20 protein-coding genes are annotated in these 21,693 nt (G+C 63.3%); 4 read left to right on the top strand and 16 right to left on the bottom strand.

The window, feature by feature from the left end; all coding sequences use genetic code 11:
* Positions 1–74: 74 nt before the first annotated feature.
* The 5 genes from LOY69_RS28560 to LOY69_RS28580 all read right to left on the bottom strand — a co-directional run bounded on the left by LOY69_RS28560 (position 75) and on the right by LOY69_RS28580 (position 7,424).
* Positions 75–1,100, bottom strand: a complete 1,026-nt coding sequence (locus LOY69_RS28560) for a putative 2-aminoethylphosphonate ABC transporter substrate-binding protein (protein WP_102881194.1) — start codon at positions 1,098–1,100, stop codon at positions 75–77.
* Positions 1,101–1,148: 48 nt separating this feature from the next.
* A complete protein-coding gene (locus tag LOY69_RS28565; protein WP_102881195.1) occupies positions 1,149–2,873 on the bottom strand; it encodes a putative 2-aminoethylphosphonate ABC transporter permease subunit in 1,725 nt (574 codons plus the stop codon).
* A gap of 1 nt (position 2,874) precedes the next feature.
* On the bottom strand, positions 2,875–3,951 hold the full coding sequence (locus LOY69_RS28570; RefSeq protein WP_265073898.1) for a putative 2-aminoethylphosphonate ABC transporter ATP-binding protein: 1,077 nt from the start codon (positions 3,949–3,951) through the stop codon (positions 2,875–2,877).
* Positions 3,952–4,093: 142 nt separating this feature from the next.
* Positions 4,094–4,957 (bottom strand): LysR family transcriptional regulator, encoded by an 864-nt coding sequence (locus LOY69_RS28575; RefSeq protein ID WP_102881471.1) that lies wholly within the window; start codon positions 4,955–4,957, stop codon positions 4,094–4,096.
* Positions 4,958–5,072: 115 nt separating this feature from the next.
* On the bottom strand, positions 5,073–7,424 hold the full coding sequence (locus LOY69_RS28580) for a heavy metal translocating P-type ATPase (protein ID WP_265073899.1): 2,352 nt from the start codon (positions 7,422–7,424) through the stop codon (positions 5,073–5,075).
* Positions 7,425–7,512: 88 nt separating this feature from the next.
* Between LOY69_RS28580 and cadR the strand changes: the two genes are divergently transcribed.
* Entirely contained in the window at positions 7,513–7,962 is a 450-nt protein-coding gene (cadR, locus tag LOY69_RS28585; protein WP_092308673.1) for a Cd(II)/Pb(II)-responsive transcriptional regulator, read from the top strand.
* A 23-nt stretch (positions 7,963–7,985) separates the two neighbouring features.
* Here the strand turns inward: cadR and LOY69_RS28590 are convergent, their stop codons facing one another.
* The 4 genes from LOY69_RS28590 to LOY69_RS28605 all read right to left on the bottom strand — a co-directional run bounded on the left by LOY69_RS28590 (position 7,986) and on the right by LOY69_RS28605 (position 11,444).
* On the bottom strand, positions 7,986–8,573 hold the full coding sequence (locus tag LOY69_RS28590; protein ID WP_110594299.1) for an undecaprenyl-diphosphatase: 588 nt from the start codon (positions 8,571–8,573) through the stop codon (positions 7,986–7,988).
* Positions 8,574–8,752: 179 nt separating this feature from the next.
* Positions 8,753–9,724, bottom strand: coding sequence for a thymidylate synthase (locus LOY69_RS28595; protein ID WP_015637397.1), 972 nt, complete (start codon positions 9,722–9,724; stop codon positions 8,753–8,755).
* 46 nt (positions 9,725–9,770) lie between these two features.
* The gene (lgt, locus tag LOY69_RS28600) at positions 9,771–10,580 is read right to left on the bottom strand and encodes a prolipoprotein diacylglyceryl transferase (protein WP_102862122.1); all 810 of its coding nucleotides are present in this window, start codon (positions 10,578–10,580) and stop codon (positions 9,771–9,773) included.
* Between the two features lie 81 nt (positions 10,581–10,661).
* Positions 10,662–11,444 carry a sulfite exporter TauE/SafE family protein gene (locus LOY69_RS28605; RefSeq protein ID WP_102862123.1) on the bottom strand — a complete coding sequence of 261 codons (783 nt, stop codon included), beginning with the start codon at positions 11,442–11,444 and terminating at the stop codon, positions 10,662–10,664.
* Positions 11,445–11,567: 123 nt separating this feature from the next.
* Between LOY69_RS28605 and LOY69_RS28610 the strand changes: the two genes are divergently transcribed.
* Entirely contained in the window at positions 11,568–12,314 is a 747-nt protein-coding gene (locus LOY69_RS28610; protein WP_110594297.1) for an NRDE family protein, read from the top strand.
* A 73-nt stretch (positions 12,315–12,387) separates the two neighbouring features.
* Here the strand turns inward: LOY69_RS28610 and ptsP are convergent, their stop codons facing one another.
* Positions 12,388–14,667, bottom strand: coding sequence for a phosphoenolpyruvate--protein phosphotransferase (ptsP, locus tag LOY69_RS28615; RefSeq protein ID WP_102862125.1), 2,280 nt, complete (start codon positions 14,665–14,667; stop codon positions 12,388–12,390).
* A gap of 22 nt (positions 14,668–14,689) precedes the next feature.
* Positions 14,690–15,169, bottom strand: coding sequence for an RNA pyrophosphohydrolase (locus LOY69_RS28620; RefSeq protein WP_011064073.1), 480 nt, complete (start codon positions 15,167–15,169; stop codon positions 14,690–14,692).
* A 144-nt stretch (positions 15,170–15,313) separates the two neighbouring features.
* Here LOY69_RS28620 and LOY69_RS28625 point away from each other — a divergent pair, with 144 nt between their 5' ends.
* Positions 15,314–15,970, top strand: coding sequence for an HAD family hydrolase (locus LOY69_RS28625; protein ID WP_102862126.1), 657 nt, complete (start codon positions 15,314–15,316; stop codon positions 15,968–15,970).
* 52 nt (positions 15,971–16,022) lie between these two features.
* Here LOY69_RS28625 and LOY69_RS28630 read toward each other — a convergent pair whose 3' ends face one another.
* From LOY69_RS28630 to ilvA, 4 genes are read right to left on the bottom strand one after another with little or no spacing between them, the layout of a single operon-like run.
* A complete protein-coding gene (locus LOY69_RS28630) occupies positions 16,023–16,490 on the bottom strand; it encodes a DUF2269 family protein (RefSeq protein ID WP_102862127.1) in 468 nt (155 codons plus the stop codon).
* Positions 16,487–17,743, bottom strand: a complete 1,257-nt coding sequence (locus LOY69_RS28635) for an SDR family oxidoreductase (RefSeq protein ID WP_102881202.1) — start codon at positions 17,741–17,743, stop codon at positions 16,487–16,489. The genes LOY69_RS28630 and LOY69_RS28635 overlap by 4 nt, the downstream gene beginning before the upstream one ends.
* A 15-nt stretch (positions 17,744–17,758) precedes the next feature.
* Complete coding sequence (locus LOY69_RS28640) at positions 17,759–18,187, bottom strand: DUF2269 family protein (protein ID WP_110594294.1); 429 nt, start codon at positions 18,185–18,187, stop codon at positions 17,759–17,761.
* A 40-nt stretch (positions 18,188–18,227) separates the two neighbouring features.
* Entirely contained in the window at positions 18,228–19,742 is a 1,515-nt protein-coding gene (ilvA, locus tag LOY69_RS28645) for a threonine ammonia-lyase, biosynthetic (RefSeq protein WP_110594292.1), read from the bottom strand.
* A 228-nt stretch (positions 19,743–19,970) separates the two neighbouring features.
* On the opposite strand from ilvA, the gene rpiA reads away from it, so the two are divergent.
* Entirely contained in the window at positions 19,971–20,642 is a 672-nt protein-coding gene (rpiA, locus tag LOY69_RS28650; protein WP_102881205.1) for a ribose-5-phosphate isomerase RpiA, read from the top strand.
* A gap of 87 nt (positions 20,643–20,729) precedes the next feature.
* Here rpiA and LOY69_RS28655 read toward each other — a convergent pair whose 3' ends face one another.
* Positions 20,730–21,638 (bottom strand): SdiA-regulated domain-containing protein, encoded by a 909-nt coding sequence (locus LOY69_RS28655; RefSeq protein ID WP_102862131.1) that lies wholly within the window; start codon positions 21,636–21,638, stop codon positions 20,730–20,732.
* Positions 21,639–21,693 lie beyond the last annotated feature (55 nt).

Genomic DNA, 21,693 nt, shown 5'->3' on the forward strand with positions numbered 1-21,693 from the left:
GGAAGCGCCTTCGCCGGCGAGCCGGCTTCTACAAACCCGGTAGAAGCGGCTGGCCGGCGAAAGCGATTGATCGGTTACTGCTTGGCAACCTTTTCCGACTTGCCGTCATAGCGCTTGCGCCATTCGGCGAGGATCTGGTCGCGGTTCTTCGAGGCCCAGGCAAAGTCATTCTTGATCAGGCGCTGCTCGTAGTCCGCTGGCAGTTCGGTCTGCGGCTTGGCGATGCCGGGCTGAGCCAGTACGGCGAAGTTTTCCTTGTACAGCTCCATGGCTTCGGGGCTGGCGGAGAAGTCGGCGAGCTTCTTCGCCGCCTCTTCATGAGGGGTGCCCTTGATCACTGCCGTGGCTTCGATTTCCCAGCCCAGGCCTTCCTTGGGCAGGATGATGTCCAGCGGCGCGCCCTGGCGTTTGAGCTGCACGGCTGGGTATTCGAAGGAAATGCCGATCGGGAACTCGCCGGCGGCGGCCAGCTTGCACGGCTTGGAACCGGAGTGGACGTACTGGCCGATGTTCTGGTGCAGGTCGTCCATGTACTGCCAACCCTGTTTCTCGCCGAAGGTCTGCAGCCAGGCGCTGACGTCAAGGAAGCCGGTGCCCGAAGACGCCGGGTTGGGCATGACGATCTTGCCCTTGTACTCGGGCTTGGTCAGGTCCTGCCAGCTCACCGGTTTGGTCAGGCCCTGCTTCTCGGCCTCCACGGTGTTGAAACAGATGGTCGCGGCCCACACGTCCATGCCGACCCAGGCCGGTGGGTTGGCGGCGTCGCGGTAGTTCGGGCCGATCTTGCCCAGGTCCTTGGGCGCATAACTTTGCAGCATGCCCTGCTGGTCGAGGATCGCCAGGCTGGACGCCGCCAGGCCCCAGACCGCGTCCGCTTGTGGCCGGGCTTTTTCCGCCAGCAGCTTGGCGGTGATGATCCCGGTGGAATCACGCACCCACTTGATCTCAACGTCCGGGTTGGCCTTTTCGAAGGCTTGCTTGTAGGACTTCAATTGCTCGGCTTCAAGGGCGGTGTAGACCGTCAGTTCGGTTTTCGCAGCAAAGGCGTTCAGGCTGACAGCAGAGAGGACGGCAGCGGCAAGAGCCAGGGGCTTGAACATGGTGCGGTTCCTTAGTGAGTGCAGATCAGAGGGTGAGTGAGCAGGAAATCAGTGGCCCGGGGCGCTTTGCCGCCAGGCCTGGGAGCGGCGCAACAGCCCGCGGGAAGCCCCGGCCAGCAGCAGCGAGACGCCGGCCGAGGTGAACAGGATCAGGGTCGACATCGCCGCAGCGCCGCCCACATTGCCGGCGTCGTCCATGTTCAGCACGGCCACGGCGGCGAGGATGGTGTCGGGGCTGTAGAGAAAGATCGCTGCCGACACCGTGGTCATGGCCGAGACGAACAGGTAGCGCACGATGTCCAGCAACGCCGGCAGGCAGATCGGTACGGTAACCCGCAGGTAGTGCCGGTACAGCGGCGCCTTGAGCGACAGCGCGGCGGCCTCGAACTCGGCATCCAGCTGGCGCAGGGCGGTGGTGGCAGTCATCTGCGCGGTGGTCAGGTAGTGGGCGATGGTGCACACCACCAGCAGGGCCATGCTGCCGTAGAACACATGCAGCGGATTGCCGTTGAGGTTGAAGAAGAACACATAGCCCAGGCCCAGCACCAAACCAGGCACCGCCATCGGCACGAAGCTGAGCATGCGCAAGGCCAGGTTCAGGCCACGCTGGCCGCTGGTTTTCTCCATCAGGTAGGCCCCCGTGAAGATCACCACACTGCCGATCAACGCTGTGCACAGGGCCATGGTCAGGCTGTTGCGGTAGGCCAGCCAGCCGCCACCGGCGGTGTCGTTGAACTGGTAGTGGTTCAGCGACAGCGACAGGTTGTAGGGCCAGAACTTCACCAGGGAGGAATACACCGCCATGCCGAACACCAGCAGCAAGGTCGCGCAGATCAGCAGCACGATGGCCAGGTAGCAACCATCGCGCAGCCGCGACGGCGCCGGTTTGAACACCTGGGCACGACCGCTCATGGAGTCGCCATGACGACGGCGCAACCAGGCATCGACGCCGAAACTGAACAACGCCGGCAGCAGCAACACCATGCCGATCAAGGCGCCGCGGCCGAACTGCTGCTGGCCCACCACCGCCTTGTAGGCCTCCAGGGCCAATACCTGATAGTCGCCGCCCACCACCACCGGCACGCCGAAGTCGGTGATGGTCAGGGTGAACACCAGACAGAACGCGGCGAACACCGCTTGCCGGGTGGCCGGCCAGGTGATGCTGCGAAAGGCCTTGGCGGGGCTGGCGCCCATGCTCGATGCGGCGTCGAACAGCCGCGCATCCGCCAGGGACAGGGCCGAGAGCAGGATCATCAGGGCATGGGGAAAGGTGTAGATGACTTCGCCGAGGACGATGCCCCAGAAGCCGTAGATGTTCTCGGCGAACAGGCCACGCAGCATCCCCTGGTTGCCGAACAGATAGACCAGGGCAATGCCCGGCAGCATCGACGGCGCCATCAGCGGCAACAGTGAAAGACCACGCCACAGGCCCTTGCCGGGAATCAGCGTGCGTTGCAGCGCGTAGGCGAACAGATAAGCCAGGGGCACCACGATGGCGGCTACGCTGAGGGAGACTTTCAGGCTGTTGCCCAGCAACCAGTGGAAGTTGTCGCTGGCCACCAGTTCACGGGCCGCCAACCAGCCACCGCCCTGCCCGGCCTCGGCGCTGAAACCGCGCCAGAAGATCGCCAACAGGGGCAACAGCACCGCTACACCCAGCAGGAGCAGAAGCAGAACCTTGCCGCCGACGACAAAGATACGGTCGCCGATCTCGGCACGAGAAGCCTGGCGCGCCCGCTTGGCGGGTAGTGGCAGGGACATTGGCACGCTCATCTTAGGCAAACACCTGGAGGCTGCGCGGCGGCAAGGCCACCCAGATGTCCTGGGCGCCCAGGCGCGGCATGGCTTCCGGGGCCAGCTCCGCCAGCAGCGCATGCCCCGGCAGCTCGTTGAGTTCGAAGCTCATGCGGCAGCGATTGCCGAGGAAAGTAATCTCGCGGACCTTGGCCGGGAACAGGTTTTCCTCATGCACCGGCGGGTTCACGCTGATGGCTTCCGGGCGGCAGAACAGGCGACCCGAAGCGGCCTTGGCCGAATCGTCGGCCAGGCGCACATTCATCCCGCCGACCCGGGCGTGGCTGTCGCTGTTGCGGCTAAAAGGCAGCCAGTTGCCCTGGCCGACGAACTCGGCGACGAAGGGCGTAGCCGGACGATCGTAGATTTCCTGGGGCGTGGCGTACTGCTCGACCTTGCCGTTGTTCATCACGGCGATGCGGTCGGCCATCAACATGGCCTCGTCCTGATTGTGGGTGACCATCAGGGTGGTGATCCCCAGACGCCGTTGCAGCTGGCGCAGCTCGGTGCACAAGTGCTCGCGGACCCGGGCGTCCAGGGCCGACATCGGTTCGTCCAACAGCAGCAGCGACGGTGACGGCGCCAGGGCACGGGCCAGGGCGACGCGCTGCTGCTGGCCGCCAGACAGCTGGCCGGGGTATTTCTTCTCGCTGCCGGTCAGCCCGACCAGTTCCAGCATCTGTGCCACACGCTTGCGCACTTCCTCACGGCCGCTACCGGCCAGGCCGTAGGCGATGTTGGCTTCCACCGTGAGATTGGGAAACAGCGCGTAGGACTGGAACAGGATGCCGTAGTCCCGGGCTTGTGGCGCCAACAGCGAAACGTCCCGATCCCCCAGGTACAACTCGCCCTGGTCCTGGCGCTCAAGGCCGGCGATGCAGCGCAGCAGTGTGGTCTTGCCGCAGCCGGACGGGCCCAGCAGGCACACCAGCTCGCCGGCCGCGACGTCCAGGGACACGTTGTCCAGGGCGGTGAAGGCGCCAAAACGCTTCTGGATACCCCGCACCTTCATCGGCGCGCCGGGGTTGCTCAGGGCAGTTGCAGTGGAGTGGTTCATGGACGGACCTCATCTAGCAGATGAGGCAAATCCTAGAGTTGTAATGCGTCGGCCATATGGCAGTAAGGCAAAAACGACCGATAGTGGTATTCAGGGATTTTGGTTCAACCTGTCAGTCAGGTGCTGCGCCGATGCAGGTCTTTCAGGCGGGAGCCATTTCCTGGGCCAGGCCGAGGAAGGCCGCGGGCAGGCGCGCGTTCTTGCGCTCCTTGAGGCAGTACAGATACTCGACGATCTGCGGGGCATGCTCGATGGTCAGGACCCGCAGTTGCGGATCGTGGGGCACTTCCTGACGGGCAATGATGCTGATGCCGATATTGCGCAGCACCGCCTCGCGGATCGATTCGCGACTGCCGATTTCCAGCAGCGGGCCAAAGCTGACGTGGGCATCCTTGAGCAAGGTTTCAGTAAGGCTGCGGGTGGTGGAGCCCGGCTCACGCATCAACAGGGTGTGCCCGGCCAGGGCATTGAGCGGCACGTGATCCAGCGCCGCCAGGGGGTGGTTGCGATGCACCGCCAGCACCAGCGGATCGCTGCCCAATACCCGGCGGATCAGCCGCGCATCCTCCAGCAGTTGCGAGGAGGCCGCCACATCCACCCGGTAGTCTTCCAGGGCTTCGAGGACTTGCTGGGAGTTGCCGATCTCCACCGACACTTCGACCTGGGGCAACCGCTCGCGGAAAGTCTTCACCAGATCGAGGATGTAGTACGGCGCGGTGGCAGCGATGCGCAATGTGCCCTGCACCTGCCCGCTGTTGCGCAGGAAGAACTCGATGTCAGCCTCCTGCTGCAACAGGTCCTTGACCATGGGCAGCAGGCGCGTGCCTTCGTCGCTGAGGCTCAGGCGGCGACCGCCGCGGTAGAACAGCTCCACCGAATACTGGCTTTCCAGATTGCGGATCTGCGTGGTCACCGTCGGCTGACTGAGGCCAAGCTTCTTCGCCGCCAGGGTGATGCTGCCCAGGCGGGCGACCATGTAAAAAGCCTTCAGCTCGGCACTCAGCATGGCGGCTTGCCGCAGCTGCAAGCTTTGAGCGGCAAGCCGCAAGCTGAAGCCGGTGCGTGTGAGTTCATCACTCTGGTTCTCCCCTCAGTTGCTTGTTGCTTGCCGCTACGGTGGCCTATTTGCGCAGCAGGCGCAGGCCGTTGAATACCACCAGCAGGCTGACGCCCATGTCGGCAAACACCGCCATCCACATGGTGGCGAGCCCGGCAAAGGTTACCCCAAGAAAGATCGCCTTGATGACCAGGGCCAGGGCGATATTTTGCTTGAGCACCACCGAGGTCTGGCGCGACAGGCGAATAAAAGCCGGAATCTTGCGCAGATCGTCGTCCATCAGCGCTACATCCGCAGTCTCGATGGCCGTATCGGTGCCCGCCGCGGCCATGGCGAAACCTATCTCGGCACGGGCCAGAGCCGGAGCGTCGTTGATGCCGTCGCCCACCATGCCCACCCGATGCCCCTGGGCATACAACGCCTCGATGGCTTGCAGCTTGTCGGTGGGCAACAGGTCGCCCCGGGCCTGATCGATGCCCACCTGGGCCGCAATGGCCTGGGCGGTGTGGGGGTTGTCGCCGGTGAGCATCAGGGTCTTGATCCCCAGCTCATGCAACTGCTGGATGGCTTCGCGGCTGGATTCCTTGACCGTGTCCGCCACGGCGAACAGCGCCAGGGGGCCATTGCTGTCCAGCAACAGGACCACGGTCTTGCCCTGCTTCTCCAGGGCGAAGAGTTTTTCCTCCAAGGCCGGGGAGCACAGGCCCAGCTCTTCCACCAGGCGGTGGTTGCCCAGGTGATACAGCTGACCGTTGATTTCGCCGCGCACTCCGCGCCCGGTCAGGGCTTCGAAGTTATCCACAGGGTGCATGGCCAGCTGTTTTTCCACAGCCGCCTGGGCAATGGCCAGGGACACCGGGTGATCGGAACGTCCCGCCAGGCTCGCGGCCAGGGCCGGGGCCGTGTCCTGCGCCAACGGGTCCAGGGACAGGAAATCGGTCTGTACCGGTTTGCCGTGGGTGATGGTGCCGGTCTTGTCCAGGGCCAGGTAGTCGAGCTTGTAACCGCCCTCCAGGTAGACCCCACCCTTGACCAGGATGCCCTTGCGGGCCGCAGCCGCCAGGCCACTGACGATGCTCACCGGGGTGGAGATCACCAGGGCACAGGGACAAGCCACCACCAGCAGAACCAGGGCGCGGTAGATCCAGTCGAACCAGACGCCACCCATGAACAGCGGCGGAATCAGCGCCACGGCCAGGGCGAAGGCGAATACCGCCGGGGTGTAGATTTTCGAGAAGGTATCGACGAAGCGCTGAGTCGGCGCCCGAGCACCCTGAGCCTGCTCCACGGCGTGGATGATCCGTGCCAGGGTCGAGTTGTTGGCGGCGGCGGTCACGCGATATTCCAGGGAACCGGCCTGGTTGATGGTGCCGGCGAACACCTTGTCGCCCACGGTCTTTTCCACCGGCAGGCTTTCACCGGTGATTGGCGCCTGATCGATGGTCGAGCTGCCGGACACGACCTCGCCGTCCAGACCGATGCGCTCTCCCGGGCGAACTCGCACGCGAGCGCCCAGTTCGACGTTTTTCGCCTCCAGTTCGCTCCAGCTGCCGTCCGCCTGCTGCACCGTGACCTGTTCCGGGGTCATCTGCATCAGGCCGCTGATGGCGTTGCGCGCCCGGTCCAGGGAGCGGGCCTCGATCAGCTCGGCCACGGTGAACAGGAACATCACCATCGCCGCTTCCGGCCATTGGCCGATCAGCACGGCACCGGTCACGGCAATGCTCATCAGCGCATTGATATTCAGGTTGCGGTTCTTCAGGGCGATCCAGCCCTTCTTGTAGGTGCCCAGGCCGCCACTGAGGATCGACACCAGGGCCACCAGCGCCACGACCCAGTCGGGGGCGGCATTGGTGAAGTGAATGACTTCGGCGGCCAGCGCGCCGATACCGGACAGGGCCAGCGGCCACCAGGCTTTCTTCACCGGCGCTGCGGCAGGCGCGACTTCGGCGCCGTCCTGCTGCAGAGGCTCGGCGTGCATGCCCAGGGATTTGATCGCTTCGATGATCGGCGTCGTGCTCGGCAGGTCGTGGGTCACCCCCAGCACGCGGTTCATCAGGTTGAACTCCAGCGCCTGAACCCCCGCCAGCTTGCCCAGCTTGTTCTGGATCAGGGTCTGCTCGGTGGGGCAATCCATGGCTTCAATGCGGAAGCTGCTCAGACGCGCGCCGGCAGTCGGTGTTTCACTCAGGGTGACCTTGGACGGCGCCGGGCCGGCAGAACCGCAGCAGGAGGCACCGTGGGTGGCGTGATCATGCGCCTTCACCGGCTGCAGCTTGCCCGCAGGGGCATGGGAATGGTCATGATCGTGATCGTGATCGTGATCGTGATCGTGATCGTGATCGTGATCGTGATCGTGATCAGCATGGGCGTGCTGGGCGTCGGGTTTGCGCGGGTTGTGAATGGAGTCGCTCATAGGGGTCGCGTCCGTATAAAGGTGCTTGTTGCCAAGTGAACACCCTGTAGCCACTATAGGGTCAAGCACCCATTCGGAGACGACGGCAATGAAGATTGGCGAACTGGCGAAACTCACCGACTGTCAGGTCGAGACCATCCGTTACTACGAGCGCGAAGGACTGCTGCCGGAACCGGCCCGCAGCGAAGGCAACTACCGCCTCTACACCCAGGCCCACACCGAGCGCCTGACCTTTATCCGCAACTGCCGCAGCCTGGACATGACCCTCGAGGAAATCCGCAGCCTGCTCAACCTGCGGGACAGCCCCGAAGGCCAGTGCGCCAGCGTCAACGCCCTGATCGACGAGCACATCCACCACGTCAAGGCGCGCATCGACGGGCTACTGGTGCTCCAGGAACAACTGCTGGACCTGCGCCAGCGCTGCAGCGAAGGGCCGGACCTGGATCACTGCGGCATCCTCCAGCGCCTGGAAGTCAGCGGTTCGGTGGCCCCCAGCGAGGCCGAGCCATCCCACGTCGGCCGCAGCCACGGGCATTGAGCCTGGGGCTGGGCGCCGTGGTTTCAGGAACCCCGGCGTCCCGCCGCCAGCAGTCGCTGATACACAAACTCCAGTACATCCAGCAGACGCTGATCCAGCTGTCGCCAGGCCAGGCCCAGGCGCACCAGCCATGCGCTGAACAACCCCACCAGGCAACCGCCAAGAATATCGAAGGGGAAATGCACGCCCAGGTAGACCCGCGCCCAGCTCACCAGCACGGCCAGGGCCAGCATGACCAGCCCGGTCTTGCGCAAGGACGCCAGGATCAGGGCAAAAGCCATGGCGAACATGCCGCTGGCGTGGTCGCTGGGGAAAGAGGCTCCAGGCGCATGGGCGAGGAAATTCTGCCCCAACTCCAGCATGAAGGGCCGCGGATGAAACCACAGGCCACGGATCACCAGGTTGCAGGCCAGGGCGACCACGATGCTCGAGGTCGCCAGCAGGACGATCATTTTCTGCCGGCGCTCGCCAAAGACCCAGAGCACCAGGAGCAGCAGCGGGACACAAAGGACCACCCACTGGGCGAGAAAAATCGCCAGTTCACGCATCGGCAGCGATGCCTCGGCGCTGGCATTGATGGCCAGGAACAGGCTGCGATTGAGTTCTTCCATTCAGGGGCTCGCGATCAACGTCAAAAGGACGACGTCCAGGCTTTCCCGGACCACTCCTGAGAGCCTTGACGCCCGGCAGGCAGGGCAATGCCCGGAAGAGCTCCCGGGCAAAGGTCGATAAAGATATCGGGGGAAATCGACAGGGGCCGCGCGGCCCCTGGGTGCAGCCGCTAAAAGACTTAAACCGCCATCGGCGCGGTCATCGGCGCGTGGTGCTCATAGCCTTCCAGGGAGAAATCGCTCGGCTCGATCAGTTCCAGCCATTCAGGCTGGTAGACGCCGGTCTTGGCGAACTCCGGCACGCGCTCGGAAATCACCAGCTTGGGCATCGGGAACGGCTCGCGCTTGAGCTGTTCGTTGAGCATGTCCAGGTGGTTTTCGTAGACGTGGGCATCACCGATGAAATAGGTGAACCAGCGCGGCGTGTAGCCGGTCAGGCGGCCGATCAGGCTCAGCAGCGCGGCGCCTTCGGTGAGGTTGAACGGCGTCCCCAGCCCCAGGTCGTTGGAGCGGATGTAGAGGGTCAGGGAGATTTCCCGGGTCTCGACATTGGGGTGGAACTGGTACAGCAGATGGCACGGCGGCAGGGCCATTTCATCCAGCTGCGCGCAGTTCCAGCCGTGGAACAGGATTCGCCGGCTGCCCGGGTCGTTGATGATGGTGTCAACGCACTGGCGTACCTGATCGATGGCCTTGTACAGCACCACGTAACCCTGGCCGTCCTCCTCGCCGGCGGCGATCTGCCGGTAGCCCTGGCTCAATGCCAGGTCAATGGCTGCCTGGTTGCTGGTCTTGATCTGCTTGTAGGCCGGCCACTTGCGCCACTGCACGCCGTAGATTTCGCCCAGATCGTCATCGCCCTGGCGGAACGGGTTGGCCAGCCACTGGGCGTTTTCGTTGGCGTTCTGGTCCCAGACCTTGCAGCCCAGGGCACGGAACTCGGCGGCGTTGTTCACCCCGCGCAGGAAGCCGACCATTTCGCCGATGGCCGACTTGAAGGCCATCTTGCGGGTGGTGATGGCCGGGAAACCTTCCTTGAGGTCGTAGCGCAGCATGGCCCCGGGAAAGCTGATGGTGTTCACACCGGTGCGGTTGGCCTGCTTGGTGCCGTTGTTGATGACGTGGGCCACCAGATCAAGATATTGCTTCATGAATTACCTGCATCCTTGAACCCGGGGCACGCCCCGGGATTCGAATTTATTGCGCCGCGCTCTGGGCCGGAGCGCGATGATAAGCCAGCCAGATCAGTCCCAGGCCGCCGAGGATCATCGGCACGCACAGAACCTGACCCATGGTCAGCCAGTTCCACGCCAGGTAGCCCAGCTGTGCGTCCGGCACCCGGACGAACTCGACGATGAAACGGAAGATCCCGTAGAACAGGGCGAACATACCGGAAACCGCCATGGTCGGCCGGGGTTTGCGCGAGAACAGCCACAGGATCAGGAACAACGCCACGCCTTCCAGGGCGAACTGATACAACTGCGACGGATGACGCGGCAACTGCGCCGGATCGCTGAACGGCGGGAAGATCATCGCCCATGGCACGTCGGTGGGTTTGCCCCACAGCTCGGCGTTGATGAAATTGCCGATTCGCCCGGCACCCAGGCCGATTGGCACCATGGGCGCGACGAAGTCCATCAGTTCGAAGAAAGTCTTGTTGTTGCGCTTGCCGAACCACCAGGCCGCCAGCATTACTCCGATGAAACCGCCGTGGAACGACATGCCGCCCTTCCACACCTCGAAGATCAGGGTCGGGTTGGCCAGATAGGCGCTGAGGTCGTAGAACAGCACGTAACCCAGTCGCCCACCGACGATCACCCCCATGGACATCCAGAACACCATGTCCGAGAGCTTCTCCTTGCTCCAGGTCGGATCGAAACGGTTCAGCCGGCGCGACGCCAGCAACCAGGCGCCGCCAATGCCGATCAGGTACATCAGGCCGTACCAGTGGATTTTCAGCGGGCCGATGGCCAGCGCTACCGGATCAATCTGCGGGTAAGGCAGCATTGCGACTCCTCGTAAGGGTTAGAACTCAAATGTCCCGGGGCAAACTGCCAGCCCAGGATTAAGCCAGGATTGCGTCACCACTCAGAACAGGAAGCTGATCCCCACGCAGAACAGTAGCGCGGCGAACAAGCGTTTCAACAGGCGTGGCGACAGTGTGTGGGCCAGGCGCGCACCGATACGGGCGAACACCATGCTGGTCAGGGCAATGCCCAGCAGCGCCGGCAAATAAACGAAGCCGAGACTATGAGCCGGAAGCTGCGGATCATGCCAGCCCAGAATCATGAAACTTAAGGCGCTGGCCAGGGCGATGGGCAAGCCGCACGCCGAGGATGTAGCCACCGCCTGCTGCATCGGTACGCTGCGCCAGGTGAGAAACGGCACCGTCAGCGAACCGCCGCCAATGCCGAAGATCGCCGAAGCCCAGCCGATCACACCGCCGGCCGCCGCCAGCCCCAGCTTGCCGGGCACCTGGCGACTGGCCTTGGGCTTGAGCTCCAGGGTCATCTGCAAGGCCACCACCAGGGCGAAGACACCGATGATTTTTTGCAGGTGCGGGCCGGAAATCGCTTCGGCGGTCAGCGCGCCGAAACCGGCCCCCAGCAGGATGCCCAGGGCCATCCAGGCGAAGATCGGCCAGCGCACCGCGCCACGGCGATGGTGTTCGCGAACGGCATTGACCGAGGTAAAGATGATGCTGGCCAGAGAAGTGCCGACCGCCAGATGGGTCAGCACCGAGGCATCGAAGCCTTGCAGGGTGAAACTGAACACCAGCACCGGGACAATGATGATCCCGCCGCCCACGCCGAACAGCCCGGCCAGCACACCTGCACAGGCGCCCAGCAGCAGATAGAGCAGAAATTCCATGGGAGCATCCGAAAATAAGACCGGCATGGTAACGGATGCGCCGCCCCGGACTCCACTGGATGGCGATGGATACCCATTGGATCTGTGCGTAAAGTGGGCAAAAACACACAGGGGGCCACCTTAATGTGCTTGATCGTATTCGCCTGGCGGCCGGGTCATGCTCAGCCACTGATCGTCGCGGCCAACCGTGACGAATTCTACGCCCGGCCCAGCCTGCCTCTGGGGCAATGGCCGGAGTCGCCGCAGATCCACGCCGGACGCGACCTGGAGGCCGGAGGCACCTGGCTTGGTGTCGGTGCCAATGGCCGCTTTGCCGCCCTGACCAATATCCGCAACCCGCATCAGCCCCCGGCACGACGCTCCCGGGGCGAACTGGTGGCGCGCTTTCTCGCTGGCGACGTAGCCCTGGAAGATTATCTGCACGATGTGGTGGGCCGCTCGGTGGAGTACGCCGGGTTCAACCTGTTACTGGGCACAGCAGAGCAACTGTGGCACTACAACGCCCAGGATGTGCAACCGCAATTACTCAAGCCCGGCGTCTACGGCCTGTCCAATGCCGGGCTCGATACGCCGTGGCCCAAGCTGCTCAAGGCCAAGGCCGCGCTGCAGGAAGTGCTGTCCAATCCACAACCCCAGGCCCTGCTGGCGTTACTCAGCGATCCGCACACCGCGCCCTTCGCCGAACTGCCGGACACCGGAGTGGGTTTGGCTACGGAAAGCCTGCTGTCCAGCGTATTCATCGCCAGCCCCAGCTACGGCACCCGCGCCAGCACCGCGCTGATCGTCAACGCGGATGGCTCGCGGCATCTGCTGGAACGCAGTTTTGGCCCTTATGGCGGGCATCTGGGAGAGGTCGAGCTGAAGGTTTGAAGCGTTCGCCGGCACGCCGGCTCCTACACAGGCCGTTGTAGGAGTCGGCTGGCCGGCGAAGCAAATACTTCGATTACAGGGTCTTGCTCGAAGCCGGATTGATCATCCGTGCCAGGCCGAGTTTCTTCAGCGCCAATTGCAGCGAGCTGTGGATAACTTGCGGGTTGTCGATGGTCATCATCTCGTCCAGCAGTTCCTTGGCTTTGCTCATGTTGATCTGACGCAGCATCCACTTCACTTTCGGCAAGTTGGTGGCGTTCATCGACAGGCTGTCGAAACCCATGGCCATCAGCAGCACCGCCGCCGCCGGATCACCGGCCATTTCGCCACAGATGCTCACCGGCTTGCCTTCGGCGTGGGCATCACGCACCACGTTCTGCAGCGCTTGCAGCACGGCCGGATGCAGGTAGTCGTAGAGGTCGGCGACCCGCGGGTTGTTGCGGTCTACCGCCAGCAGGTACTGGGTCAGGTCGTTGGAGCCCACCGAGAGGAAGTCCACCTGGCGCGCCAATTCCCGGGTCTGATACACCGCCGCCGGAATCTCGATCATCACCCCCACTGGCGGCATGGGCACGTCAGTGCCTTCATCGCGGACTTCACCCCAGGCACGGTGGATCAGGTGCAGGGCTTCTTCCAGCTCATGGATACCGGAAATCATCGGCAGCAGGATGCGCAGGTTGTTCAGGCCCTCGCTGGCCTTGAGCATGGCCCGGGCCTGCACCAGGAAAATTTCCGGGTGGTCGAGGGTCACGCGGATGCCGCGCCAGCCGAGGAAGGGGTTGTCTTCCTTGATCGGGAAGTACGACAGCGACTTGTCGCCACCGATGTCCAGGCTGCGCATGGTCACAGGTTGCGGATGGAAGGCCGCCAACTGCTCGCGATAGATCGCCAGCTGTTCTTTCTCGCTGGGAAAACGCTGGTTGATCATGAACGGCACTTCGGTGCGATACAGGCCTACGCCCTCGGCACCGCGCTTCTGCGCCCGGGCCACATCGGCCAGCAGGCCGGTGTTGACCCACAGCGGCATGCGGTGGCCATCAGGGGTGATGCAAGGCAGGTCGCGCAATGCGTCCAGGCCCTGGGCCAGTTGCCGCTCTTCTTCCACCACATCGGCGAACTGCTTGCGCAGCACGTCACTGGGGTTGGTATAGACCTCGCCGTGATAGCCGTCGACGATCATCTGGATGCCATCGACCTTGGAGTACGGCAGGTCGACAAGGCCCATCACCGTGGGAATGCCCATGGCCCGGGCCAGGATGGCCACGTGGGAGTTGCCCGAACCCAGCACCGAGACCAGCCCCACCAGCTTGCCTTCCGGCACTTCGCCGAGCATGGCCGGGGTCAGTTCTTCACTGACCAGGATGGTGTTGTCGGGGTAGACCAGGGTCTGCTGGCGCTCTTCCTGCAGATAGGCCAGGAGCCGCCGCCCCAGGTCCTTGACGTCCGAGGCGCGCTCGCGCAGGTAGGCGTCGTCCATCAGTTCGAAACGGTTGACGTGATCGGTGACCACTTGGCGCAACGCACCCTGGGCCCATTGCCCGGTCTTGATCACGGTCTTCACTTCGCTGCCCAGGGAGGCGTCGTCGAGCATCATCAGATAGACGTCGAACAGCGCGCGCTCTTCCGGACGCAGTTGGGTCGCGAGTTTTTCCGACAACGCCCGCATATCGGCGCGCACCCCTTCCAGGGCGGTCTTGAACAGCGCCAGTTCAGCGTCGATGTCGGTGATGTATTTGTCCGGGACCACATCCAGATCAGCCGGTGGCAACATCACCACCGCGCTACCTACCGCGGCGCCGGGGGAACCTGGCACGCCGACAAACTTGGCTTCCTGAATACCCTTGCCCTGACGCCCCAGGCCGCGGATCGAACCGGTGGCCTCGGCGTGGGCGATCACCCCGGCCAGTTGCGCGCTCATGGTCACCAGGAAGGCTTCTTCGCCCTCATCGAACTGGCGGCGCTCTTTCTGCTGGATGACCAGAACACCGACTACGCGGCGATGGTGAATGATCGGGGCGCCGAGGAACGAGGCATAACGCTCCTCACCGGTTTCGGCGAAGTAGCGATAACGCGGGTGATCGGCGGCGTTTTCCAGGTTGAGGGGCTCTTCCCGCGTGCCCACCAGGCCCACCAGGCCTTCGTTGGGGGCCATGCTGACCTTGCCGATGGAACGCTTGTTCAAGCCTTCGGTGGCCATCAGCACAAAACGGTTGGTTTCCGGGTCCAGCAGGTAGACCGAGCAGACCTGGCTGCCCATGGCCTCTTTGACGCGCAATACAATAATCCCTAACGCCGCCTTGAGATCCTTGGCGGAGTTAACTTCCTGGACGATCTTGCGCAGCGTATTGAGCATGGCTCGGGGTCGAACTCCGTCGTCAGTCGCGCACTAAAAGGCGCGGGGCAAGCTCTTTGAGAGCGCGGCGATACACTTCGCGCTTGAATGTCACCACCTGGCCCAACGGATACCAATAACTGACCCAGCGCCAGCCATCGAATTCCGGTTTACCGGTCAAATCCATCCGCACCCGCTGCTCGTTGGAGATCAGGCGCAGGAGAAACCATTTCTGTTTCTGGCCGATGCACAGCGGCTGGCTGTGGGTCCGGACCAGGCGCTGCGGCAAACGATAGCGCAACCAGCCCCGGGTGCAGGCGAGAATTTGCACATCTTCGCGCTCCAGCCCCACTTCTTCGTTCAACTCGCGATACAAGGCGTCTTCCGGCGTCTCGTCGGGGTTGATGCCCCCTTGAGGAAACTGCCAGGCATCTTGATTGATACGGCGAGCCCATAGCACCTGTCCGGCATCATTGGTCAGAATGATCCCGACATTGGGGCGGAAACCATCGGGGTCGATCACGGCTACAACCTCGCAAACGCATGTCGCCGCATTGTTCCACAAAGCTTGGGAATGCAGCAACGAGGCTGCTTACCTTATGTGCACTCTTGTGAAAAGACCGTATTCTGGGCACCTTTTTCCGCGACTTTTCAGCGAGTAACTGCAATGCGCCTGGCTTTATTCGACTTGGACAACACGCTTCTGGGCGGCGACAGCGACCACGCCTGGGGCGACTACCTGTGCGAGCGGGGCTTCCTCGACGCCGTCGCCTACAAGACCCGCAACGACGAGTTCTACCAGGACTACCTGGCCGGCAAACTCGACAACGCCGCCTACCTGAACTTCTGCCTGGAAATCCTCGGCCGCACCGAGATGGCCGTGCTTGAGCAATGGCATCGCGACTACATGCGCGACTGCATCGAGCCCATCCTGCTGCCCAAGGCCCAGGCCCTGCTGGCCCAGCACCGCGAGGCCGGCGACAAGCTGGTGATCATCACCGCCACCAATCGTTTCATCACCGCGCCGATCGCCGAGCGCCTGGGGGTGGAACACCTGATCGCCACCGAATGCGAAATGCAGGACGGCCGCTACACCGGACGCAGCACCGACGTACCGTGCTTCCGTGAAGGCAAGGTCATCCGCCTGCAGCGCTGGCTGGAAGAAACCGGTCATGACCTGGAAGGCAGCTACTTCTACAGCGACTCGATGAACGATCTGCCGTTGCTGGAGCAAGTGGCCACCCCAGTGGCCGTCGACCCTGATCCAAACCTGCGGGCCGAGGCTCTGAAGCGCGGCTGGCAGGTGATCAGCCTGCGGGATTGAGCGCTGCGCCGGCTCCTACAAGCCGTAGGAGCCGGCTTGCCGGCGAAGGCTGCTAAACCGGCTTGGCCACCATCAGATAGAAAATCGCCATGAAGGCCAGAAACGCCGGCCAGCCCAAGGCGAACCACCAGCGCATGTAAAGATTGGCCCGCAGTGGCATCGGCACGCCGTCCCGCAGCGCCTGCTCAGCCATCTTGTGCACCCGGATCTGCAACCAGACCACCGGCAACCAGCACAGCCCCGCCAGGACATAGAGCCCCAAGCTCCACATCAGCCAGGCTTGCTGGATCGGCCAGCCCGCCAGATGCACCAATCCCAGCCCACTCAACGGCTGGAAGACGGCCGTCGTTGCAGTAAAGGCCCAATCGGCGAACACCAAATGCTTGAATGTCACGGCAATCACTTCCAGCTTGCCGCTGCGCCAGGCCCGCAGTGCGTAATAGGCCGAGCCCGCGCCGAGGCCGAAAAGAACGGTCGAGGACAGGATATGCAGGGTTTTCAACAGCAGATAAGCACTCATCGACGGGGTTCAGTCCACAACAGCCATAGGGTCGCCACCATCAGCACCAGGTTCTTGGCCACGGCGGCATAAGGGTCAAACCAGAAATGCGGCAGGATCAGACTGATGATCAGGGTGTAGCCGAGCATCAGTGCGAGCTGCGCCTGCAGGGCCCGCCGGCGCCAACGCCGCAGCAGCAGACCGACACCCAGCACCGCGTCGCAGAGCGATCCCGCGATCACCGCCAGTACCGCCCAGGCGCCCTGCACCCCGGCCTCGGCCATGATCCGCAAGCCCCAGTCATAGCCGGGACCGATGCACACCACCGCCGTACCCAGCCAGATCAGCACCATGACCGCCAGCAGCAACGGTCGCAGGGCCAACTGGGTGCTCTGCGCGGCCTGCGGCCAGTCTTGCAGACGGGCTGCCAAGGGCGCGGCGTGATAACCGCAGACCGACGCCAGTACTTCAGGGTCCCCCAGGTTGTCGCAACGGGCCATGCTCAGGCTCTGCCGGTTCAGGGCCCGCCAGCCCAGGCGCTCCCCAATCCTTGCGACCAGCGCCAGGACCACTGAGGGCAACTGGAAGTAGCGCGCCGGGGCCCAGCCCTGGGCCGCACGCAGACGATCCAGCAACTGCGCCATGGTCAGCCGTTCAGGGCCAACCAGCGGCAGCACCATGGACTGCGCGGGCCATTGTCCGATCAACGCAAGCACGGCAGCACTCAGGTCATCCACATGCAGGGGCTGCATTCGGGCCTTGGCGGACAACAATGGAATCAGCGGCCAGGGCGACAGCCGGGCCAGCCAGCCACTGCTGGCGCCACCCGCGCCGAGCACCAGGGATGGCCGCAACACCACGGCCGGAATCCCCAGGCGCAGCAGGTAATCATCCGCAGCCGCCTTGCTCGCCAGAAACGGCACTTGCGGCTGCTGGCCGGCGCCCAAGGCGGAAATCTGCAACACCCGCACACCCCGGGCCGCCGCCAGATCAAACAGCGCACGAGTCCCCAGATCCTGAGTCAGGGTCAACGCCTGGGCATCATTGCTCAACAACCCGGCAGCGTTGATCAACAGGTCGGTATCAGCGGGCAAGTCAAAAGGCTGGGGCTCAAGGCCCAGGCGATCGAGGTCCAGTTGCCGCCATTGCACGCCAGGCAGACTCCGGGTTTGCCGATGGCGACTGGTGGCGATGAGTTGATGGCCGGCAGCGTGCAACGCCGCCAGCAGATGACGGCCGACAAACCCTGTCGCCCCCACCAGAACAACCTTCATGGCAATCCTTAAGGCTTAGACCGGCTTGGCGCCCATGAGGCCAGCAATGGTGACGAAACACACCGCACTGAAGATCGCCAGCGCCAGGGTGAAGGTCAGGCCACTGGCGACCTTGGCGAGACGCAGGCGGTTGAGGCGCACCATCAGCCAGAGCCAGGCCAGAGCGCCCAGGGTGTAGAGCACACTGGAGCCCAGAATCCAGGTCTGCCCCAGCGGCCAACCCACCAGATGAACCAGCCACCAGCCGCTGAATGGCAGGGCCAGCAAACCCACCGCCAGCAGCAGCCAGCCGAACAGTCCCGGGCGGTGCAGCACGCGACTGTAGACCGTCGCATCACCTTGGCGGCGCAAGCGCCAGACCCAGATCGCCAAACCCAGCGCACTGCCCAAGAGCAGCACGGTAGCCAGCACATGAAGCGTCTTCAGCGTGGTCAGTGTTTCCATGTTCTCGCTTCCTTAAGGCTCCGATCCTCAGCGTAGTCGCTCAGCCGAGGAACAGCTGATAAGCCGGGTTATCGCTTTCATCCCAGTACGGATAGCCGATCTGCTCCAGAGCCGCCGGTACCAGATGACGTTCATCGGCCGGTACTTGCAGGCCGGCGACCACTCGGCCATCGGCCGCACCATGGTTACGGTAATGGAACATGGAGATGTTCCAGCGCCCGCCCAGTTTGTTGAGGAAGTTGAACAATGCCCCCGGACGCTCCGGGAACTCGAAGCGCAGCACCACTTCGTCGCTGACCTTCTCGGCATGGCCACCGACCATGTAACGGATATGCAGCTTGGCCAGTTCGTTGTCGGTCAGGTCGATCACCGGAAAACCCTGCTCGGTCAGACTGGCGACCAGGGCACTGCGCGGATCGTTTTCCGGGTGGGTCTGAACGCCGACAAAGATGTGGGCTTCGCTGCCGGTGTTGTAGCGGTAGTTGAATTCGGTGATCTGACGCTTGCCCACCGCCTCGCAGAACGCCTTGAAGCTGCCCGGTTTCTCGGGAATGGTCACGGCGATGATGGCTTCGCGGCCCTCGCCCAGCTCGGCGCGCTCGGCAACGTGGCGCAGGCGGTCGAAATTGACGTTGGCCCCGGAATCGATGGCCACCAGGGTCTGCCCGGTGATACCGCGCTGCTCGACGTACTTCTTGATCCCCGCAACGCCCAAAGCGCCGGCAGGTTCGGTGATCGAGCGGGTATCGTCGTAGATGTCCTTGATTGCCGCACAGATTTCATCGGTGCTGACGGTGATCACTTCATCCACATAGTCCTTGCAGATATCGAAGGTGTGCTGACCGATCTGCGCCACCGCCACGCCGTCGGCGAAAATGCCCACCGTCGGCAGCACGACCCGCTCACCCGCTGCCATGGCCGCTTGCAGGCAGTTGGAGTCGTCCGGCTCGACACCGATCACCTTGATCTCAGGACGCAGGTACTTCACATAAGCGGCAATACCGGCGATCAGCCCGCCGCCGCCCACCGGCACGAAAATCGCGTCCAGTGGCCCCGGGTGCTGACGCAGGATCTCCATGGCCACAGTGCCCTGCCCGGCAATGGTGTGGGGATCGTCGTAAGGATGGATATAGACGTAGCCTTTTTCATCCACCAGCTTCAGCGAATAGGCCAGCGCTTCGGGGAAAGAGTCGCCATGCAGCACCACCTTGCCGCCGCGGGAGCGCACGCCTTCAACCTTGATCTCCGGCGTGGTCTTGGGCATCACGATGGTGGCCTTGACCCCCAGCACCTTGGCCGCCAGGGCCAGGCCTTGAGCATGGTTGCCCGCCGATGCGGTGACCACGCCACGGGCGCGTTCGGCGTCGCTGAGTTGGGTCAGCTTGTTGTAGGCGCCGCGAATCTTGAACGAGAACACCGGCTGCAAGTCTTCGCGCTTGAGCCAGACCTGATTGCCCAGCCGCTCGGAGAGCTGGCGGGCAGTCTGTAATGGGGTTTCTACGGCAACGTCATAAACGCGCGAGGTGAGGATCTTCTTGACGTACTGTTCGAGCATCGGAAAGCATCACTGAGCGGGTTGGGCAGGGCCAAGGAGTCTAACCCAGCGTTTGCCCGGGCGACCACACGAATACAGAGGTTTTAGCCGGCGCCCTCGCCGCCCTCCTGCGGATTGCCAACTCTCCCGCCCAGCCTGGCCGATTAGCCAAACGGGCAATGACCGGATCTGTCGCGGCGCCTATAATGCCGGCCTTTGTGCCCCCCCATTGCCCGCTTCGGAGCCCGCATGACCCAGGATCAACTCAAACAGGCAGTCGCCCAGGCCGCCGTCGACCTTATCCTTCCGAAACTCGATGACAAGAGCATCGTCGGGGTCGGCACCGGCTCCACCGCCAACTGCTTCATCGATGCCCTGGCCCTGCACAAGGGCGCCTTCGATGGCGCCGTAGCCAGCTCTGAAGCCACCGCCGCACGCCTCAAGGGCCACGGCATTCCGGTGTACGAGCTCAACACCGTCAGCGACCTGGAGTTCTACATCGACGGTGCCGACGAGAGCGACGAGCACCTGAACCTGATCAAGGGCGGCGGCGCAGCCCTGACCCGGGAAAAGATCGTGGCCGCCGTGGCCAAGACCTTTATCTGCATCGCCGACGCCAGCAAGTTGGTACCGGTGCTGGGCAACTTCCCACTGCCAGTTGAAGTGATCCCGATGGCCCGCAGCCACGTGGCCCGCGAGTTGGTAAAACTGGGCGGCGACCCGGTGTACCGCGAAGGGGTGATCACCGACAACGGCAATATCATCCTCGACGTGCACAACATGCAGATCACCAACCCGGTGGAGCTGGAACGCCAGATCAATGCCATCGTTGGCGTGGTCACCAACGGCCTGTTCGCCGCGCGCCCTGCGGATGTACTGCTGCTGGGTACGGCCGAAGGGGTGAAAACCCTCAAGGCCTGAGCCTGCCCTGCGGGTAGGCTCAGGCTTGCCGGCGAAGGCCGTCCCAAGGGCCTCTTCGCCGGCAAGCAGAATGCCGCCCGACCGCCTCTACAGTTCAGGTTTCTTGAAGACGTAGAACAGGTTCGGCTCGCTCACCAGATACAGGGTGCCGTCGTCATCCATGGCTATTCCTTCGGCCTGGGGCACGGCCTTGCTCAGGCCCTGGCGGCCCTTGCCCAATGCCAGGGTGCTCAGCGGGCGCCCGTCGACGTCCAGTTCCACCACCAGGCGCGACTCGTCCGACAAGGCCAGCAGATGGCCGCTGCGCTCGTCGTATTGCAGGCTGGAGAGGTCGCGTACAAAAAGCCCGGCATCCCGCTTGGGGTTGTTCAGCACATGCACCCCGTAGGATTTTTCCGGATCGTGATGGGGAAAGCCCTGCACCTCATAGATCAGCATCGGGTCGCGTTCCTTGGCGACGAACAAGCGCTGGCCCTGTGAATCGTAAGCCAGGCCTTCAAAGCCCTTGTTCCCCGAAAGATGCACACCGAGCGTGATCTGCTCGGCCTCTGCCGCATCCACCACGGTGGTTTCGTCGTCCAGCTGAATCTTGATCAGCCGGTGCTGCCGTTCATCGCTGATCACATAGGTATTGGCGCTGATGAACTCCACTGCCTCCGGATCACCAAAGCCCAGCAGAGCAATACGCCGCAGGACCTGCCCGTCCAGGGACAGCTCTACCAGCTCGGAATTCTTGTTGGTCACGGTGAACAGGCTGTTGCGCAGCGGATCGTAGGTCAGTGCCGAAACCTCATCCAGCCCCTCGATAGGCTGCGCCTCCAGTACCACTCGATAATCACCCAGGCCCAGAGATTGCGGGGCCGTCACTTGCCAGTAGGATTGCCAGTCGAACCAGGCGCGCTGCCACAACCGATGGTTGTGGGCAAACGCGGCAAGCAGCACCGCCATCAGGCAGAGGATCAGATAGAGAGGTTGCAAGCGGGTCAGACGATACATGGCGGGCGAACTCGAAATCAGGACAGGCTGATGAAATATCACAGCCGTCTGAATT

The sequence above is a fragment of the Pseudomonas sp. B21-059 genome, from assembly GCF_026016285.1.
GTDB classification, from domain to species: domain Bacteria; phylum Pseudomonadota; class Gammaproteobacteria; order Pseudomonadales; family Pseudomonadaceae; genus Aquipseudomonas; species Aquipseudomonas danubii.

Coding starts and splice junctions, on each gene's coding strand:
- LOY69_RS28635 (WP_102881202.1), bottom strand. CDS start 17,743: ATGAAGGTTGTTCTGGTGGGGGCGACAGGGTTTGTCGGCCGTCATCTG.
- LOY69_RS28605 (WP_102862123.1), bottom strand. CDS start 11,444: ATGGAATTTCTGCTCTATCTGCTGCTGGGCGCCTGTGCAGGTGTGCTG.
- LOY69_RS28580 (WP_265073899.1), bottom strand. CDS start 7,424: ATGAGCGACTCCATTCACAACCCGCGCAAACCCGACGCCCAGCACGCC.
- LOY69_RS28575 (WP_102881471.1), bottom strand. CDS start 4,957: ATGCTGAGTGCCGAGCTGAAGGCTTTTTACATGGTCGCCCGCCTGGGC.
- LOY69_RS28625 (WP_102862126.1), top strand. CDS start 15,314: ATGCGCCTGGCTTTATTCGACTTGGACAACACGCTTCTGGGCGGCGAC.
- LOY69_RS28630 (WP_102862127.1), bottom strand. CDS start 16,490: ATGAGTGCTTATCTGCTGTTGAAAACCCTGCATATCCTGTCCTCGACC.
- ptsP (WP_102862125.1), bottom strand. CDS start 14,667: ATGCTCAATACGCTGCGCAAGATCGTCCAGGAAGTTAACTCCGCCAAG.
- rpiA (WP_102881205.1), top strand. CDS start 19,971: ATGACCCAGGATCAACTCAAACAGGCAGTCGCCCAGGCCGCCGTCGAC.
- LOY69_RS28565 (WP_102881195.1), bottom strand. CDS start 2,873: ATGAGCGTGCCAATGTCCCTGCCACTACCCGCCAAGCGGGCGCGCCAG.
- LOY69_RS28640 (WP_110594294.1), bottom strand. CDS start 18,187: ATGGAAACACTGACCACGCTGAAGACGCTTCATGTGCTGGCTACCGTG.
- LOY69_RS28655 (WP_102862131.1), bottom strand. CDS start 21,638: ATGTATCGTCTGACCCGCTTGCAACCTCTCTATCTGATCCTCTGCCTG.
- LOY69_RS28595 (WP_015637397.1), bottom strand. CDS start 9,724: ATGAAGCAATATCTTGATCTGGTGGCCCACGTCATCAACAACGGCACC.
- lgt (WP_102862122.1), bottom strand. CDS start 10,580: ATGCTGCCTTACCCGCAGATTGATCCGGTAGCGCTGGCCATCGGCCCG.
- LOY69_RS28560 (WP_102881194.1), bottom strand. CDS start 1,100: ATGTTCAAGCCCCTGGCTCTTGCCGCTGCCGTCCTCTCTGCTGTCAGC.
- LOY69_RS28590 (WP_110594299.1), bottom strand. CDS start 8,573: ATGGAAGAACTCAATCGCAGCCTGTTCCTGGCCATCAATGCCAGCGCC.
- cadR (WP_092308673.1), top strand. CDS start 7,513: ATGAAGATTGGCGAACTGGCGAAACTCACCGACTGTCAGGTCGAGACC.
- LOY69_RS28610 (WP_110594297.1), top strand. CDS start 11,568: ATGTGCTTGATCGTATTCGCCTGGCGGCCGGGTCATGCTCAGCCACTG.
- ilvA (WP_110594292.1), bottom strand. CDS start 19,742: ATGCTCGAACAGTACGTCAAGAAGATCCTCACCTCGCGCGTTTATGAC.
- LOY69_RS28570 (WP_265073898.1), bottom strand. CDS start 3,951: ATGAACCACTCCACTGCAACTGCCCTGAGCAACCCCGGCGCGCCGATG.